The sequence below is a fragment of the Fictibacillus sp. 23RED33 genome, assembly GCF_015903925.1.
Classification (GTDB): domain Bacteria; phylum Bacillota; class Bacilli; order Bacillales; family Fictibacillaceae; genus Fictibacillus; species Fictibacillus phosphorivorans.
Genome location: NZ_JACZDX010000001.1, coordinates 1,581,157 through 1,598,736, shown reverse-complemented (window position 1 = coordinate 1,598,736; position 17,580 = coordinate 1,581,157). Strand labels below are relative to the sequence as shown.

The following is a 17,580-nucleotide window of genomic DNA, read 5'->3' as shown; positions in this document are numbered from 1 at the left end:
TAATCAATTGATTCGTAGAACCGTCTTTAAAATGAGGCGGTTCTTTTTTATTGATAATGGAAATGGTATATTAATAATTTAAAAGTTATTGAATGTAATTTACATAAACTTTACGACGAAGTTTTGGAATAGAAGGAGATATTACATGACGAGGGAAGGTCTAGAAAATCAACGAATATGGATTTATGGTATATCTTTACTAATAGGTGGCTTTACCGGTCTTACCTTTGAAAATTTCGGAGCTGGACTTCAATGGACAATCTCTCCACTAATCGCTATCCTCATGTACGGGATGTTCGCCCAAATTCCTTTTTTAAAGATAAGAGAAGCTGTTTCAAACGTCAGATTTATGATAGCTTTGCTAATCGGAAATTTCGTAATCGTACCTACCATAGTATGGGGTCTAATTTCCATTTTCCCACAGCCTGCACCAATCGTATTGGGGATTTGCTTAGTTCTTCTTACTCCGTGTATTGATTATGTCATCGTCTTTACTCAGCTAGGTAAAGGAAACGAAAAACTGATGCTAGCGGCAACACCTATTTTGTTTGTTGTCCAGATGGTGTTGCTTCCTCTTTATCTATGGTTATTTATCGGTAAAGAGGTGATGTCAATCGTTCAGATCGGACCATTTTTAGAAGCCTTTTTCTTATTGATCGTGGTGCCTTTATTATTAGCGGTTCTAACACAACTATGGGCGAGAAAACAGACTATTGGTGATAAAGCATTAAACCTGACAGCATGGTTACCCGTCCCGTTTATGGCTCTTGTCTTATTCGTCATAGTCGCTTCACAAATAGGAAAGGTCTACAATGATTTTAATAGTATCGTTCAAGTTATACCGATCTATCTATTCTTCTTAATCATCATGCCAATTGTTTCTCGCTTTATCGCACGCGTATTCACTTTTGATATAGGTGCAGGAAGAGCACTAATCTTCAGCATGGGAACAAGAAATTCTCTTGTCGTTCTTCCGTTAGCGCTTGCGTTACCAGAGTCTTGGAGAACATTAGCGGCAGCAGTTATTGTGACGCAAACGATTGTTGAGCTGATTGGAGAATTAATCTACATTAAAATAGTGCCAAAATGGATTTTAAGAGATCCTAAATAAAAGGTGCACAGAAAAAAGGCAGGGAGCGTATCCCTGCCTTTTCCATGGTTTCATCTTGCTAACAATTAGGGGTTAAGGTCTTGCTCTATATCTTTCGTGCGTTGAACGGTAAAAGTGTATGTATGTATAAAATTATTTTTCATGCATAGAAGTATGAGATTTCAGGCAGTTGTACAAGCGTTTAGGAGAGGAACGAATAAGATATATAAGGCATGTTATGTAAATAGAAAAGGTGATCTATAAAAATGAATAAAAAAACAATAAGTCCTTTTTTCTTTAATTCGTTTCCAAAAAGTGGAACACATCTTATGTTTCAAATATTAACAGGTATTCACTCAATAACATTTGATCAAAACCTGCATCTTTACGAAGGTGTTTCTGCACAATTGGCTGAACATCAGCGTGAGTTAGAGAAACTAAGCAATAATGAGTTTTTGTCAGGGCATATCTATTATTCCGGATCATGGGCAAGTCTTCTACAAGCTCTCAATATGAAACAGATTTTTCTATATCGAGACTTGCGAGATGTTGTGGTCTCTTATAATTATTATATTGAGAAGGTGAATGCTCCACTTCATCAATATTTCAAGAGTAAGCAGCTGTCCAAAAAAGAACGAATGCTATTTATCATAAGAGGAATTCCTGAATTGGGTCATCAAGATATTCACGATTGGTTTTCTGAATTTAAAGGATGGTTATCTGCACCTAACGTGCTTTCCATTAAGTTTGAAGATCTACTAAGGAGTGAAGGATCATTAGACGAATCGGTTCAGAAGATCGTTCAGTTTGTTACAGAAGAGGATAAAGAGAGCATCGATCATACCGTAATTAAACGTGCAAAAGAAAACATATCAACTCAAGACTCCGCTACGTTTAGAAAAGGAACGATTGGCAACTGGAAAGAGGAATTTGACGAAGAGATTACCCTTGCATTTAAGGAAAATGCTGGCCAATTACTCATTGAATTAGGATATGAATCAGATTTACTTTGGTAAGTAATTACCTCAATAACAAACCAAAATTATGCAACCAGTCAGCTAGTCTATATTTGCTTAGCTGCCTGGTTTTTTGTTTATGTATTGGTTATGTAGGGCAAAACCATTTCTTTATGTAGATTAATAGTAGCAAAGTGGCATGTTCTTGTGTTTCATTGTTCCATTCACGACTTTAAAAGGAGTATAGAAAGCTAAATCGAAAAAGTAAAGTGCCAAAGAATTAAAGTTCAAGAATTAAATTGATGTAGTTATCCTTGTTTAAATAATCATTTTACTATTTCATTTTTGTTGATAGGAGTGTGAAAAGTGAGTACAAACTTGATTATTAAAGATATTGTAGACCGTGTGAAGGATGTGCCAGGAGTGGAAGCGATTGTCCTTGGCGGATCTAGAGCGAAGGACACACATACTCAAGCTTCAGATATTGATATTGGAATCTATTATCGTTCGGCTGATTCGTTTGATATTAAAAAGCTAGATGAAATTGCTTCAGAAATCGATGACTTCCATAGAGAAGGTTTAGTTACTCCAATTGGCGAATGGGGACCTTGGATCAATGGTGGTGGTTGGTTAAAGGTGAATAATATGCCAGTGGATTTTTTATATCGGGATCTAAACAAAATTTCTACCGTTGTTGAAGATTGTATGGCTGGGAATATCTCAATAGATTATCAACCTGGGCATCCACACGGCTTTCAAAATTCTATTTACTTTGGAGAGATAGCCATTTGCAAACCTTTATGGGACCCCTATGAAAAAATAGAGAAGCTAAAGTCTTATACCGTTCCTTATCCCAAAGCGTTAAAGAAAGCGATCATTAATCAGTTTTTTTTGGGAAGCAAATTTCTCATTGGAAAATGCTAAGAAGGGGGTCGTTATTAATGACCTTTCGTATATCTCAGGTTGCTTTTTTCGATGTGCCTCTTGTCTAACTCAAGTGTTATTTGCTCTAAATGAAACGTTTCTTATAAATGAAAAAGGAGCTATCAAGTTAGCAAGTCGCTTTAGATATACTCCTGAGAATTTTGAAGTTCGCATTAATGATATTTTTGAATCAATTACTAATAAACAAGATAATTTGTATGGTGAAGTGGAAAAATTCAAGAAAGTTGTGCAAGAGGTAGAGACCTTGATTCAGCACAAATTAAAATAAAGTACCCTCCAACACCTAACTGAGTAGCTAGGTGTTCTTTCTTGCTCTAGATAAGAAAACTTTTAAAAATGAGAGTATTGCTTTCTGCAATGCTTTTTTTATTTGTAGTTCATTATGTAACAAATTTGTAAAATCCTATTTCTTTTTAGTTTGTATGAGAAAAGAAATAATGCTGAATAATATGTGCAGATTGATTTTCAGTTTTTCTAAAGTATATTATAAACTTTTGTGTTGAAACTAATGGTCGAGGTGAGGTTATGTTTAGAAAAAGAGAGATCAAGAAGTTACTTCAAGAAAAACCATTTGTTGAGTCACAAGAAACGAATACTTCATCAGATATACCACTCGATTCTGTAGAGTTTCTAAAAAAAATTCAACAAAAATTACATCATTCAGCAGATTTTAAAACGCTTAAAATTTCAAACCTCACCATTATTTATATCGATACTCAAGTAAATATAAAAGAACTTAATCAGAATATAATTGGACACTTAAAAAATGTACAGGTCTACACAGAAAAGAACGTAATAACGGAAATTGCAGTTTCAGAAATACAAAAGTCTTATAGTATGAAGAACGGAATGGTGTCGATACTCAAAGGTAGTGTGGGAATACATATTGATCAAACAAGCACATTATTGTTAATTAACATTCCTACAGATAATAATCGTTCTTTAAGTAAACCTGAAAATGAGTCACAGGTAGTAGGACCACAAATTGGATTTAACGAGTCATTAGCTACTAATATATCTCTAATCAGACGTTATATTACAACAACTGATCTTCGTAATGAACGATTTGTAATAGGCGCTAGGACGAATACGGAAGTGTCGTTACTTTATATAGATGGCCTTGCTTCACAGGCTATGGTCACAAGGATTAAGGAAAAAATAAAATCTATTGATGTGGATGGTTTATTAGACAGTGCGGTATTAAACCAGTTAATTAGTGATAATGCGTTATCCATCTTCCCTCAAATGTTATTAACTGAGAGACCAGACCGTATATGTGATGGATTACTTAATGGGAAGTTAGCTATTTTGGTAGAGGGAAGTACGATGGCAATTCTTTGTCCATTATCGTTTATAGAGTTTTTTGAAAGTAGAGAAGACTATAACGTAAGATGGCCAATCGCTAGTTTTATTAGGTTATTACGTATTATTGCAATGCTTTTATCCGTATTTTTTACAGCGCTATACGTTGCAGCTCTCTCCTTTCATTATGAAGTTATTCCACAAGCCCTTTTAGTACCATTAGGAGAATCCAGATCACGAGTACCATTTCCTCCATTATTTGAAGCGTTACTTCTGGAATTTATCATTGAACTATTACGTGAAGCAGGAGCCCGTTTACCCACGAAAGTTGGACAGACAATGGGTATCGTGGGAGGTATTGTTATTGGAACAGCAGCAGTCCAGGCTGGTTTTACGAGCAACATTTTGATTATTATCGTTGCCCTTAGTGCTTTGGCGTCTTTTACTACACCAAGTTATACGATGGGAAGCTTAATTCGAATTATTCGTTTTCCACTACTATTTCTTGCTGGTTTTTGGGGTTTTTATGGAATTATGTTTGGATTCTGTATTATTCTTATACATCTTTTAAGACTAACGACATTGGAAAGTCCGTACTTAGCACCGTTTTACCCGCCAAGATTCGCTGACTGGCTAGATAGTATTGTTCGTTTGCCTATCAAATTTACCTTTCGGCGGCCACAATTAGCAAGGCCACAAAACAGAAATAAGTATAACCCGGATAAAGTTAAATAGAAAGGAGTGCCTAGCATGGAAGTTATCCTTAAGATGAAGCCAAACCAATTGGTTAACGCGTTCCTAGTCTTCTTTATCATTCATACGACTCAGGTTGGTGTTGGCCTTCAAGGATTTCAACGTATCATCTATAGAGATGCCCAACAGGATGCTTGGATTTCCGTTCTTATTTCTGGGGTTGCGACGAGCCTTCTAGTCTTCATCATCATCAAGACCTTAGAGTTGTATGGTTCCACTGATCTTTATGGAATTCAACACGATGTATTTGGAATTCTGATCGGTAAAGTTTTGAACTGTTTTTACATTTTTTACTCACTTCTTAGCTTTTTTGTGGTCTTGCGAAACTATATTGAAGTTATTCAAGCATGGATTTTCCCAGAGCTTCCATTATGGTTTCTATCTATGTCCATGCTGATTCTCGTTACATATGGCATTAATTCTGGAGTTCGAAGCATAATCGGCATTTCCTTTTTTAGCGTTATTCTATCTCTATGGTTGTTGCTCTTTATTAGTTATCCGATAAAATTTGCGCGAATTGATCATTTGCTTCCAATGTTTGAAGCCGATCTTATCAGTTTGTTAAAAGGTGCATATAACATGACTTTTACAGTCCTAGGATTTGAGATCCTTTATATAATCTATCCGTATTTAAAAGAAAAGAAGAAGGTTATGAAATTTGCACAGCTAGGCATCTTATTTACCACGTTCATCTATACAGCGTTAATGATTGTAGCCATTACTTATTTTAACGGAGTTCAGTTAGAGAAAACAGTATGGGCAACTTTGTCATTGTTTAAAATTGTGCGACTGCCTTTCATTGAACGGTTCGAATATGTAGCGATTACATTTTGGATGCTCATTATCCTGCCTAATCTAATCTTCTATATGTGGTCTGCTTGTCGTGGAATGGAGAGGGTATTCAAAGTTTCAATTAAGAGAAGCGTTTGGCTATTTTCTCTAATCGTTATTATCTCCGTACAGCTAATTATAACAAGAACACAAGTCAACCATCTAAATGATCTCTTTGCGAAGTGTGCTTTTTTCGTTGTGGCTTGCTACCCATTTATTTTGTTTTCCTTTGCTTGGCTAAAAAAGAAGGTTTTCAATAAGGGGATAGGAACATGAAGCGTCTTAAAGTTTACATAATAATATTATGGATATTCATACTCCTTACTGGATGTGCGGATCGAAAAATTTTAGAAGACATTGGATTAATAACCACAGTAGGCTATGATTTTGTAGGGAATAACAAAATACGGTCGACCATGGTTGTATTACAAATCGATCCAGAAGCTGTAAGAAATATCGATGTTGTTTCAAGTGAAGGTTTGACAAGTAAAGGGGGAAGGTTGAACGCGAACCTGAAAACCTCGAAAGAGTTGCAATCTGGGCAGCTCCGTGTGGCTCTCTATAATGAAGAGATAGCAAAAAGAGGGATTAAACCATATGTTGACACACTTGCGAGAGACCCGTCCATCAGCGACCTTACCTACCTTGCCATCGTTGAAGGTTCAACAAAGGATTTATTGGAGCATGAATACCGCAATATTCCAGACGTTGGACAGCAGTTGTTTAATCAGATTGAACAGCTGACAGATAAAGAGCAGATATCGAATTCTACTCTTCAAGAAGTTCAGCAAAGTTATTATTCAGATGGAATTGATCCAATTTTGCCTATCTTAAAAAGAGATGGAGAGTTAATTCGCGTTACCGGAAATGCAGTCATGAGGAACGACAAGATCGTCGGAAAGCTTTCTCCTGATGATAGTTTTTATGTGAAACTAATACGAGATCAGTATCATGCTGGCAGTATTGAGCTTCCGTTTGAAATGAAGGATGAAAACGGAAAAGAACAAAAAGTTACAACTGTCATTGATATGATCGTGAGCTCAAGGGATCTCAGCCTAAAAGATAAAAATATTCCGCAATTTGCTCTGCAACTGAACATAAAAGCGCGGTTGCTCGAAATTCAAGGTGATGTCGATCTGACAATACCAAGAAACGTGAAACAACTTGAAAAAGCCTTAAACAATAAGATTAAGAATGAAGCAAAAAAAGTTATTACTTATTCTCAAGAACGCAACTCAGATATTTTTGGATTTGGCGAAGTTTATAGAAGTACCGTTCGTCATTCAGACTTATCAAAAGGGAAATGGCACGAAAAATACAAGAATATGACTTATACTATGAAGGTAGATTTTAGACTAGTTCGTACAGGTATTACTGAATAAATGTTCTATTGTATGGAAAGGGAAGATGTTCACCGAAATATGAGACACACCTTCATGTTCTGCTCATTAACACGATTATCTCTTAGATGTCATAATTTGAATAAAATCTTCTAAAAATGCTTGATAATTAAATGAGATGGCGATAAAATCTGTAGCTTCAGTAGTCTCTTCTGTAGACCTTGGTCTGAAATCAGCAATACTTACTCCTTTTGTATTATCAAAATTGATTGAAACGGAAGCTTCCCGGTTAACATACCTAACTAGTTGTGGGTTAACTAAGGCAAACAAAGTAAACACATCATGCAACGGACTACCGGAAAGGCTAGGGTCTAACTTTTTATAAGCATCGTTATAATAATCAAATATAGGTTTTATTAAGTGAGAGAAAGAATTGAACGGTTGAGAGGTAATCTGATCGATATTCTCAGGTTTAATAATCGCATAGTTCGTAACATTCAAAGGTGTGATATACACATTTCTTCCTTTGTCGAGGATCAAGTTGGCTGCGATCGCATCTCCATGAAAATTTGCCTCGGCTAATGAAGTTACGTTCCCTGGAACCAAAAAGGCACCGCCCATACAATAGATGCCACGTACTTTACGTAATTGTTCTTCTCCTCCTAACAAGAAAGCAATGGCCAATGAGGTAGACCTTCCAACATCCACAATGAAAATATTATGAGCATAGTTATTTATAATCTTGAAGATTTCGTCAAAATTTACGACTTCTCTTTGAACGGTGTCTGGTGGGCGTATCGGTCCAAGACCTTCTTCACCGTGGATTTCCGGATAAAAGATTGCGATCTCACCACTAAGCGGACTTCTTGCACCAGCGATGATTGGAATATCCTCTCTACCAGCTAGCTGTAGAAGATAAGCAACATTTTGTATGGCTTGTTGTTGTGGTACATTTCCATAGCTCGAAACGATTCCTACAACATTTACTTTAGGATTTAACAGTGCGTACATAATCGCAAGAGAATCATCGATTCCTGGATCACAGAACAGTAAAACGTTATACATACTACCGCCCCTTTAAAATAATTCAGAAAGTTAATTTTACGAAAAAAACATGCTACTTTGAAAGTATTCTGGAGCATGTTCCTAAATGACTAAAAGAATCATCTTCAACTAAATTGTTGCAGGTAATAGGGGATGTAGGTAGGAATATCGTTTTAGGTATCACTTATCACCGTTACAGCTACTAGAGCTTAAGTTCCTTGCGAAAATGAATGTCTGCCGCATTTGGAGTCGGTAATCCTTCCCAACGAAACAGTTCATCATAGCCATGTCGTTCATAGAAACCAGGTGCTTGAAATGTGAAGGAAGTAGTAAATACGTGTGTACAACCTCGTTCTAGAGCTTCTTGTTCAAAATCATGTAGCAATTTTGTGCCAAGACCGTCTTTTCTCACATCTTCACGGACCCATGTCATCGCGATACCAGCAGCTACGCCCCAAGTCCATCCACTCATACCGGCTGCAAGCTGACCACAATGATCGACAATTTGTACCGTCAACTCCCGAGCAGGAGAGATGCCAGCCGTAGCTGCAGCGTTCACTTTATCTAATTCATCAGAAAGTCGTTGATCTAACTCAGCATTACCTTCACCAACAATCGCCTTAAAATTATCATTCATTTGTTCTCTCAACTCCTGTAATTGATAGAAAATTCGAATTTTATGTACGTTTACAGTATATCAAAATCAAGAATTACTTGTTTCTATAGAAAATGAATTTTTAGTGAGGTGTTTCACAGGAGAGTGTAGCATACTAATGTCTATTTTATGTGACTTGTACCATTTCAGGTGGTCAGCTCAAATGCCTAGGTGGTTAAGATTTATTTGCCGGTGAAGTTTTGTACAACGTAGGTGATGGGGACAATTTTACAGGTGGTAACAACTCATTTATCGGCCAACGTGTAAGACTTATAAAAACACGTACCGTAAAAACTTCTATCTCAAAACAAAGCAAAACCCCCGAAACATAATGTCGGGGGTTCCATTCAGAAAGAGTAATTATACTTAGAAATTACTTCTTTTTGCTTTTTTTCTTACATTTTTTGTGTTTTTTATTGCAATCGCATTTAGTTGGAGAACCAGGATCGATTACTTCGTTGATTACTTTCTCCTCATACACGTCACGGCGAACATACTTAATGTGTTCACGTTTTACACGTATGATCGGATGAACGAAAGTAACTTCTTTCTCTGTATATGAATCCTCAATGATATAAACAGGATCACAACAGATTACTTTTTTCTTCTTTTTCTTACAATGCTTGTCTTTACCCAAGATAGCACCTCCTACATTTCATACTTTAGTAGATGCAGTTGGAGGGTAAAATGATCTAGACAAGTCACTATTTTACTCAAAATGTGTTAGAAATTTATTTAAACATCCCAAAAATCACTTAATTTCGCTGTGTCCTCTTTCTTTTTTACAATACTTAGTACAATTCTCATCGTAGTACCGTCTGGTTTATAAAGGGGGTCATTTAACAGTTTCTGCACTTGATAGGAAGGAAACTTACTAGCTTCTTGCAGCCATTGTAGATCTAGATTGTGTTTTAGTATCCACGTATTTAATTTTGTAGTCATCATTGTCTCTCCTATAGAGTCTTTATGTTTATAATAATATATCATTACTTTAATTAAACTTCTACATATTTTGTACATGTGTTAAACATCGAAGCATCAACTTCAAACTAAGAGGATTTATTTAAGCTAAGTTGAACGTAAATAAGGTAACTACCAAGCATGGGGGACACATGATGAAGAACATATATATTAAGCCTCTAACAATAATTAATCTACAAGCTTTATTTGATATTGAAAGTAGGAACAAGGAATTTTTTCAACAATACGCACCAGAGCGGGATTCAGATTTTTATTCGTTAAATGGGCAAGAAAGACGCTTAAAAGAAATTGAGGAACGAAGAGAAAGCGGTCTTGGGTACTCTTTTGGAATTTTTCTTCATGAAACTCATGAACTAATCGGACAGATTGGTCTGTTCAAGATTGAAAGAGGACCTGCGCAAAAAGGAATGGTAGGTTATTCTCTTGATAAGGTTCATAACGGTAAAGGTTATATGACAGAAGCTCTTCCGCTTATTATAGACTTTGCGTTTAAAGAGCTTAAACTTCATCGGCTAGAAGCAGAAGTGATGCCTCACAATATCGGCTCAATCAAATTATTAATGAAAAACGGATTTCATAAAGAAGGAGTTTCTAAGAAAAATGTGAAGATTAATGGCAGGTGGGAAGATCATCAGGTACTTGCCATTATTAATGATGAGGATATATAAATTTAATAGGTATGAATGCAGGCTGCAATCCTTAAGGCCTGCATTCATTAAACTTTTTTCTTAATGAGATGCTTGGGAATCGGTGCGTTTATCCAATTCCATTTCACCGTTCTCAGCCATCGCCAACTGATTTACATATGCGGCAAGTGCTAATTCATACCTTACTCGCTTACTTGCATCCACAAAATAAGCTTCCTTTACGAGACCAGAAAGTGAATATCGGTGTCCTTTATAATCTACATTTAATTCGGTAATTTGGTTGAACTTAAAACCCTCAACGGGTTCACCGTTCAAATCCTTTAAGAGGTAATCACTATATTTCTCGTTGCACGTTCTTGCGACTTCTTCCATCACTTTAAAAGCCTCGTCAGGGTTTTGTCTATAGTTTAGAATAAGACTTTCGTTCACACGGCGCATGCCACGGTTTCCGTTCTGAAGTTCATTGATACTTCCGTAGGAAACGGTATAGAGATAACCGTCGTATTGACGAATCTTCAGGTGACGCATGCTGATCTCTTCTATTTTCCCTTGTCTGTTGCCGTTGATGATGACATAATCGCCAAGGTTGATCTGTCTCTCAAACAGATAAGCAAGTCCCATAATATAATCACGGATAATATGCTGGAAGATCAATGCCAGGGCACCGGCTACAACGACCGAACCAGTAACAAGTCTAGTTAGATCATAGAAATGGCTTAGGACATAAATGAAGAAGAACACCAAACCGATGACTTTCAGAACTTGATCTGTAAAATGCATTAACGTTTCTTCACGGTTTTCATCTAGAAAACTCGTCTTGTCAAAGAAAAGCTGAACAGATTTTCGGATAAAATAAGCGGTTACTACAATTAAAACGGCTACAATTAAAATTTTCACAGGTAACTTGTTAAACAATTCTAAGTTAAACATTCTTTCAACTCCCACTCTTACACTATACCAATAGAATGCGGATAATAAGCAAAATTATTTTCCGTTGGTGAACGGATTTTAAAACTTAATGAGAGAAAGGTCAATCATTGAATAGTTGATATACAAAACTTCAAAAATATACTCACGCGTTAATTAGTAAAATTTGTTTACAAAATAGTTCAAACTAAAAACGATTTCAATAATAGAAACCGTTTTGTATTTCTATGTACTTTTTACGATCCTATATTAGCGATGTAGCTTTTACTATGCTGGTATTAAAACAAACTGTTCGGTTTCTTGTATCGCGATTAATTGATATGTATGGCTTTTTAATTCTTGTCTAATTTCAATCGGAATTGTAAGTCTTCCTTTGACTCCGATTATTGGAGTAAACCGTCTTGCATCCGTTTTATCAATGATAATTCTTCCGTCTTCAACATCTACGCCTACTTTTTCTCCAATTTGAAACTGAAACTCTTCTCGCCATACAACAGGGAGGTGAAAATATCCTTTCTTGTTGTCGTAAAATTTATTTAGTACAACTGACATCGTGTCACCCCTTAAATAAATTCCAAATTATGTATACTTATACTTATTTGTTTATTTTTATAAATGTTACCATAATATCTCTATAATGTTCAATATTAATTGATTTTGAAGAAAGTGTATTGGTAATTGAAAAGAGGAGCAATGTTGCTTCTAAAACGCAAAAAAGTGGATGATTGAAAATCCATCCACTTACATATATCAAGAATCTATTTTTGTGTAGCAGAGTACCGTTGTATAGGGGTAACAAGATTTCCTTGTATCGGTTCATAATCACCATGAAACCGAATTCGAATAGACTTACCGTTGTTATGATCGCGTGAGTTCATGACCTGGAAATGGATATGAGCCTCAGAAGAGTTTCCGGAATTTCCGCATAACCCTAGCAATTGACCTTGTTTGATAACTTGATCTTCCTCAACTACGATTGAATACTGTTTAAAATGAGCAATCAGGCTATACTCATCGTTTGCATGTTGAATGATCACATAGTTCCCCTCAGGTTTAGAAGCATTCGTTTTCTCTGGAATATTATCATCGATAGAGTTTACTACTTTTACAACTCTTCCTTCAAGTGGAGCAATTACTTCTTTATTAAACGCGTAAAAATTATCATTGGATGTTGATACGTCTTTAAAAGATTGTCCATCTTTAACAATGACGAGATCGTAAGCATAGCGCTGTTCTTCAACCTCATAGTGATAATTGATAAATTGGTTAGCACCTCCCCAAAAAACAAACCATTCTTCATTTATTGGCATCATGTAAGTGTTTTTAGTTAGTTCGTCGTCCGTTTCAGGGAAGGTGATAAATGGTGCAAGTAGAATACCATGGATGATATTTTCTTCATCAAAAACAACACTGATCGCTTTTTCTCTTTCGTTGTCTACCCATAAAAAGTGCCTTAGATGATTGGTAAGAAGTGTATTGTTTTCAAGAGTGTAGTGTTGGACATCTAAATTAAACGAAGACGATAAATCAATAAATTGTTCTAACGTAACCATTTCTTTGAAGCTCTTTAAAGTTTGTTCATAGATCTCTTGGAAATCGCCTTTTAAAAAGCTAGCCCCAAATGTTTCACCCGTAATGCTTGAAGGTGTATTCTTCATATTTGCTCCTCATCCTTTTCATAATATGTGGTCAATCCTTTACTTTCCGGTACAAAAAATCCACTTTAACTGTATGAATTTATTCTAACATTATATTCCATTTAATGTTAATTTAAAGTAAATGGATTATAAAGGGGATAAAGATCGTGGCAAATATTCATAAGGGTAGACATGTGGCAGTAGTGGAAGGAGACTTTGTCGTTTTTGTAATAGGGATGCGAGTGAATAAGTTGCTTTCATTTTCTAAGTGGATACCTGTATTTAAAGCAATGGGACCGATGATAAGAGAATTGTATCAAAACCCAGAGATCGGCTTCCTACATACAGAATTTCATTTTAGTTGGAGAAGAGTAACACTCATTCAATATTGGAGAAGCTTTGATCAACTCGAAGCTTATGCTCATGGTAAAATGCACTTAGTAGCATGAAAAGAATTCAACAAGAAAATTGGTAACGATCGCAGTGTTGGCATATTCCACGAAAGCTATAAAATTGTAAATCGAGGGGCTGAAGCCATCTATAACAATATGCCAAGCATTGGACTCGGAAAAGCTTATTCATTAGCTGCTGTAACTAAAGAGAGTCAATCTGCAAGAGAGAGAATGAACGTTTAGTGTTAGTCGATCTATCCTCCGTTGATAGATCTTTTTTAATTTCTCCACTCATTATGAAATAAATGCTGATTAACACTTGAAACTGACGTAACGTCATTTTGTATACTAATAGATAACGACTTACATAAAAAGGATGATGAGATGAAACGTGAAGATGTTGTTATCTATGGATGTGTCATTATCGGAGCTGGTGTTGGTTTAATTATAGATCAAGCGTTTGCTGGTGTTCTCATTGGTTTAGGAGCAGGTTACTTGCTGAACACTTTTATAAAATAACAATAGATCTTGAGAGGTGGGTTTATCAATTGCTGCACATTCATAAGGTAAGTGAGATGACAGGGGTCACCGTCAGAACTCTGCGGCACTACGATCAGATAGGATTATTACAATCAACATCCAAAACGGAAGGCGGACATCGTCTCTATAGCAAAGGTGATTTAAAGAAGTTACAACAGATTCAATTCATGAAAAAGATTGGATTTCGTTTGAACGAGATTAAGAACATGCTAAATTCGAGTGACTGGGATTGGTCAGATAGCCTAAGAAATCAACTTTCTTATATAAAACAAGAGCAAGAAAACTTAAACAAAATGGAGAGTGCGCTACGGGAATTAATACATGGTATGGCAATTGAAGATGAGAATAATGAGATTGCCATTCAAAAGGTTATGCAATTAGCCAATAACAATAAAGAACTTCAGCAGAAATATAGAAAATCATTGTTTAAAGAAAGAGAATTAAAGCTTTGGGAGAAGGTTCCAAACATGACTAGCGACAACGCAGATTCTTTAGAATGGATTGCTCTTATTGGGCAGTTAAAACGGTTTGTACATACAGACCCAAGTTCTCCTAAGGTTCAAAACATTATTAGAAGAATGGAAGAAAAGAGACTAGAAGCATTTGATGGTGAAAAGGAATTCATAGATAAATTATGGGAAATGAGGATGTCAGAAACAGAATCAGAAAAACTGGGGTTATATCCCATTGATCAAGATGTACTTCAATTCATGAACTCCGCTTATGAAATATTTATAACGAAAAAGGCTGAGGCTCATTCTGAATAGAGGAGGAATTTGGTGACTGTAGATCTACTTCTTTTAATTGGTGGATTAGCTGTATTAGATATGCTAAGTCCTGCGACAATAGGGGTTACGGTATATCTCCTATTAAACGAGAAAGAGAAACGAACATCCCGTATTTTCATCTACCTAGTAACCGTTGCTGGTTTTTATTTTATAGTCGGTGTTTCACTCATGTTAGGAATATCAACTTTGCTTGAGAGTGTCTCTAACATTTTTCAAAATCAAACCATAAGTTGGACTATCTTTCTCATTGGAGCCATTTTGTTTATTGCGAGTTTCTATGTTCCCCAAAAGAAAAATGCGGATCTGCCTACTCCAAAGTCTAAACGTTTGATTTCTTTCATAATCCTTGGGTTGTCAACTTCGCTTATTGAAGTAGGAACCGCTTTTCCTTACTTTGCAGCGATCAGTATTTTATCTACTACTAATCTTTCAAGTATGGAATGGGTTTCTATATTAGCTGGATACAATTTAATCATGGTTTTGCCACCGCTCTTGTTGTATTTCATTTATCTTTTGTTTGGTAGATGGATGGATAAACCTTTAAAAAATCTACGTGAAAGCCTGGTTAAGAATTCTGGTTCAGCTCTTTCATGGATCATGTGTATCGTTGGAATCATACTGATTTTTAATAGTTTAGATTATTTATAAGCAATGTAAAAAAATGATACTAGGGGAGTGTGTGCTACAAATGATAAAAGCTGCTATGTTTGATTTAGATGGTACACTATTAGATCGGGATGAGTCTGTGAAACTATTTATTGAAGAACAATACAACAGATTTCCGCAGCTAAAAGGTTATGTAACAAATGACATGTATGTTAAACGATTTATAGAATTAGATAACCGAGGATTTGTTTGGAAGGATAAAGTATATCAGCAAATTACTAATGAATTTTCATTACCTGAACCTTCTTGGGAAGATCTTCTTACTGATTACATAAATGAATTTAAGAACCACTGCCTTCCTTTTCCTCATCTTATTGAAATGTTAGAGGATTTAAAACGTAATAACTTCAAGCTAGGAATCATTTCAAACGGATTCGGACAGTTTCAGATTGATAATATAAATGCGTTAGGAATCAAAGAATATTTTGATGTGATATTAATTTCTGAATGGGAAGGGATAAAGAAACCAGATCCTCGAATTTTTAATGTAGCCTTAAAGCAACTACAAGTATCTCCTAATGAGGCTATTTTTGTAGGTGATCATCCTGAGAATGATGTAAAAGCTGCGCAAGATGTTGGGATGAAAGGGATTTGGAAGAGAGATGCTCATAGGGAAGATGTTGAAGCGGATTATATAGTGGATGGTCTGTTGGAGATTCCTTTAGTTATTCAGGAATGTAATAGATTAGGTAAATACCAGATTTCATCAGGAAAATAGAACTATAGATAGAAATATTAGCCCTTCGTATACTTAAGAAAAGGAGGAGTCATCACATGTCTGATAACTGGAATTTTTATATCGATGAATTGGATGGGAATCTTGCTTCATTTGTTGTTGATTTGGATGTAACTGAAGAAATTAATATTAAGAAATACAATTGGTTGTTTACAGTAAAACTTACTATTAAGTCCCCTACTGAGTTAGGGTTCCCTGAAGAATTAGAAGATGAATTACTAGGTGAGCTTGAATACGATTTGATGGAAAACTTGTATGATAAAGATATCATTCAAGTTGGACGATTAACTACGAATGGAACACGAGAATTCTTCTATTACGCTAAAAAAGAAAAACAAATCAAAATTATAGATAAACTGACATTCACTATTTTTGATAATAATAAATACGAAACGGAAATCTCAAGTATAGAAGAAGAGGAACCGTGGTCATTTTATTACGAATTCCTTTATCCAAATGAATTTCATCTTCAACAGATGAGTAACCGTGATTTAGTGGAATTGCTTGAGCAAGAAAATGACGATCTTGAACAACTCAGAGAGATTCAGCATTGGATTGAGTTTCGTACATTAAAAGATTTAAAAGCATTTGAACAAGACATTATTAAAGAAGGATTTAAAACGGAGGATTTCGAACAGGAAAAGAATGAAGAAGGAACATTTAACATCAAAATCTCTCGAGAAGACGGTGTAGATTACGACTTGATCGATTGTGTTACAAATCTGATTATTGAAATATCTCAGAAACATAATGGTGAATATGACGGGTGGGAATCTCCTGTTGTTCTTAAAAAGTAAGTTATTTTAATTGAGGAGCAATCTGATGACAGATTTAGTTAGCGGATACCAATGCACATGTTGTGGAAAATATCATGATGAACTTCCCTTAAATTATGGAATTAAAGCACCTGTATATTATGAAGAAGCTACAATAAAAGAGAGAAAAAAGCATTTTGAACTTACTAATGATTTTTGTGTAATGGACGGTGAACATTTCTTTATAAGAGGTTGTATTGAGATTCCCATTATTGGATCTACTGAACTCTTTGTATGGGGTGTATGGGTGTCACTTAGCAAAGAAAACTTTGAACTGACTTTAGAGCAATGGGATGACCCAAATAGTGAACAACTGGATCCGATGTTTGGGTGGTTATCTACACATCTTCCCATGTATCCTGAAACGGTAAATTTAAAAACAAATGTACATACCCGCTCACAAAATTTGCGACCTTTTATTGAGCTCGAGCCTACGGATCACCCATTATCGATTGAGCAAGTACAAGGAATTACAATGGATCGGGTTAAAGAAATTGCTCAATTTCTTTGCGAACTATGAAAGTAAGTCTATAGA

The 17,580-nt window shown here is 35.6% G+C and carries 21 protein-coding genes and 1 pseudogene; 15 read left to right on the top strand and 7 right to left on the bottom strand.

Features of this window, described 5'->3' with window-relative positions:
* Positions 1 to 145 precede the first annotated feature (145 nt).
* The 7 genes from IHV09_RS08220 (at position 146) to IHV09_RS08195 (ending at position 7,259) form a co-directional block, all read left to right on the top strand.
* Positions 146 to 1,111: an arsenic resistance protein gene (locus tag IHV09_RS08220; protein WP_197264077.1), complete on the top strand. Its 966-nt coding sequence runs from the start codon at positions 146 to 148 to the stop codon at positions 1,109 to 1,111.
* Positions 1,112 to 1,356: 245 nt separating this feature from the next.
* Positions 1,357 to 2,106, top strand: coding sequence for a sulfotransferase domain-containing protein (locus tag IHV09_RS08215; RefSeq protein WP_197264076.1), 750 nt, complete (start codon positions 1,357 to 1,359; stop codon positions 2,104 to 2,106).
* 306 nt (positions 2,107 to 2,412) lie between these two features.
* Positions 2,413 to 2,970 (top strand): nucleotidyltransferase domain-containing protein, encoded by a 558-nt coding sequence (locus IHV09_RS22380; RefSeq protein WP_370568947.1) that lies wholly within the window; start codon positions 2,413 to 2,415, stop codon positions 2,968 to 2,970.
* The gene (locus IHV09_RS22375) at positions 2,957 to 3,259 is read left to right on the top strand and encodes a hypothetical protein (protein ID WP_231618152.1); all 303 of its coding nucleotides are present in this window, start codon (positions 2,957 to 2,959) and stop codon (positions 3,257 to 3,259) included. Before IHV09_RS22380 ends, IHV09_RS22375 begins: the two co-directional genes overlap by 14 nt.
* A gap of 257 nt (positions 3,260 to 3,516) precedes the next feature.
* On the top strand, positions 3,517 to 5,028 hold the full coding sequence (locus IHV09_RS08205; protein ID WP_197264075.1) for a spore germination protein: 1,512 nt from the start codon (positions 3,517 to 3,519) through the stop codon (positions 5,026 to 5,028).
* 15 nt (positions 5,029 to 5,043) lie between these two features.
* Positions 5,044 to 6,153: a GerAB/ArcD/ProY family transporter gene (locus IHV09_RS08200; protein WP_197264074.1), complete on the top strand. Its 1,110-nt coding sequence runs from the start codon at positions 5,044 to 5,046 to the stop codon at positions 6,151 to 6,153.
* Positions 6,150 to 7,259 carry a Ger(x)C family spore germination protein gene (locus IHV09_RS08195; protein ID WP_197264073.1) on the top strand — a complete coding sequence of 370 codons (1,110 nt, stop codon included), beginning with the start codon at positions 6,150 to 6,152 and terminating at the stop codon, positions 7,257 to 7,259. The genes IHV09_RS08200 and IHV09_RS08195 overlap by 4 nt, the downstream gene beginning before the upstream one ends.
* Before the next feature lie 75 nt (positions 7,260 to 7,334).
* On the opposite strand, the gene IHV09_RS08190 is transcribed toward IHV09_RS08195, so the two are convergent.
* From IHV09_RS08190 to IHV09_RS08175, 4 genes are all read right to left on the bottom strand, one after another.
* Positions 7,335 to 8,282, bottom strand: coding sequence for a nucleoside hydrolase (locus IHV09_RS08190; RefSeq protein WP_197264072.1), 948 nt, complete (start codon positions 8,280 to 8,282; stop codon positions 7,335 to 7,337).
* 181 nt (positions 8,283 to 8,463) lie between these two features.
* A complete protein-coding gene (locus tag IHV09_RS08185; RefSeq protein ID WP_197264071.1) occupies positions 8,464 to 8,898 on the bottom strand; it encodes a GNAT family N-acetyltransferase in 435 nt (144 codons plus the stop codon).
* Between the two features lie 391 nt (positions 8,899 to 9,289).
* A complete protein-coding gene (locus IHV09_RS08180) occupies positions 9,290 to 9,553 on the bottom strand; it encodes a hypothetical protein (RefSeq protein ID WP_197128120.1) in 264 nt (87 codons plus the stop codon).
* Positions 9,554 to 9,651: 98 nt separating this feature from the next.
* Positions 9,652 to 9,858, bottom strand: a complete 207-nt coding sequence (locus IHV09_RS08175) for a hypothetical protein (protein ID WP_197128119.1) — start codon at positions 9,856 to 9,858, stop codon at positions 9,652 to 9,654.
* Positions 9,859 to 10,031: 173 nt separating this feature from the next.
* Between IHV09_RS08175 and IHV09_RS08170 the strand changes: the two genes are divergently transcribed.
* Positions 10,032 to 10,565, top strand: a complete 534-nt coding sequence (locus IHV09_RS08170) for a GNAT family N-acetyltransferase (protein ID WP_370568945.1) — start codon at positions 10,032 to 10,034, stop codon at positions 10,563 to 10,565.
* 60 nt (positions 10,566 to 10,625) lie between these two features.
* Here IHV09_RS08170 and IHV09_RS08165 read toward each other — a convergent pair whose 3' ends face one another.
* The 3 genes from IHV09_RS08165 to IHV09_RS08155 all read right to left on the bottom strand — a co-directional run bounded on the left by IHV09_RS08165 (position 10,626) and on the right by IHV09_RS08155 (position 13,129).
* Complete coding sequence (locus tag IHV09_RS08165) at positions 10,626 to 11,474, bottom strand: mechanosensitive ion channel family protein (protein ID WP_197191733.1); 849 nt, start codon at positions 11,472 to 11,474, stop codon at positions 10,626 to 10,628.
* Between the two features lie 264 nt (positions 11,475 to 11,738).
* Positions 11,739 to 12,023 carry an AbrB/MazE/SpoVT family DNA-binding domain-containing protein gene (locus tag IHV09_RS08160; RefSeq protein ID WP_197191734.1) on the bottom strand — a complete coding sequence of 95 codons (285 nt, stop codon included), beginning with the start codon at positions 12,021 to 12,023 and terminating at the stop codon, positions 11,739 to 11,741.
* 206 nt (positions 12,024 to 12,229) lie between these two features.
* Complete coding sequence (locus tag IHV09_RS08155; RefSeq protein ID WP_197264070.1) at positions 12,230 to 13,129, bottom strand: M23 family metallopeptidase; 900 nt, start codon at positions 13,127 to 13,129, stop codon at positions 12,230 to 12,232.
* Between the two features lie 143 nt (positions 13,130 to 13,272).
* Here IHV09_RS08155 and IHV09_RS08150 point away from each other — a divergent pair.
* The 7 genes and pseudogenes from IHV09_RS08150 to IHV09_RS08125 all read left to right on the top strand — a co-directional run bounded on the left by IHV09_RS08150 (position 13,273) and on the right by IHV09_RS08125 (position 17,565).
* A pseudogene (locus tag IHV09_RS08150) lies at positions 13,273 to 13,743 on the top strand (DUF4188 domain-containing protein).
* A gap of 141 nt (positions 13,744 to 13,884) precedes the next feature.
* Complete coding sequence (locus IHV09_RS22645) at positions 13,885 to 14,019, top strand: hypothetical protein (protein ID WP_255520076.1); 135 nt, start codon at positions 13,885 to 13,887, stop codon at positions 14,017 to 14,019.
* A gap of 29 nt (positions 14,020 to 14,048) precedes the next feature.
* Positions 14,049 to 14,807, top strand: a complete 759-nt coding sequence (locus IHV09_RS08145; protein ID WP_197264069.1) for a MerR family transcriptional regulator — start codon at positions 14,049 to 14,051, stop codon at positions 14,805 to 14,807.
* A 9-nt stretch (positions 14,808 to 14,816) separates the two neighbouring features.
* Positions 14,817 to 15,476, top strand: a complete 660-nt coding sequence (locus IHV09_RS08140; RefSeq protein ID WP_231618151.1) for a GAP family protein — start codon at positions 14,817 to 14,819, stop codon at positions 15,474 to 15,476.
* Positions 15,477 to 15,516: 40 nt separating this feature from the next.
* Positions 15,517 to 16,212: an HAD family hydrolase gene (locus IHV09_RS08135; RefSeq protein WP_197264067.1), complete on the top strand. Its 696-nt coding sequence runs from the start codon at positions 15,517 to 15,519 to the stop codon at positions 16,210 to 16,212.
* Positions 16,213 to 16,268: 56 nt separating this feature from the next.
* The gene (locus IHV09_RS08130) at positions 16,269 to 17,027 is read left to right on the top strand and encodes a DUF695 domain-containing protein (protein ID WP_197191739.1); all 759 of its coding nucleotides are present in this window, start codon (positions 16,269 to 16,271) and stop codon (positions 17,025 to 17,027) included.
* Between the two features lie 25 nt (positions 17,028 to 17,052).
* Positions 17,053 to 17,565 carry a DUF2199 domain-containing protein gene (locus IHV09_RS08125; RefSeq protein ID WP_197191740.1) on the top strand — a complete coding sequence of 171 codons (513 nt, stop codon included), beginning with the start codon at positions 17,053 to 17,055 and terminating at the stop codon, positions 17,563 to 17,565.
* Positions 17,566 to 17,580 lie beyond the last annotated feature (15 nt).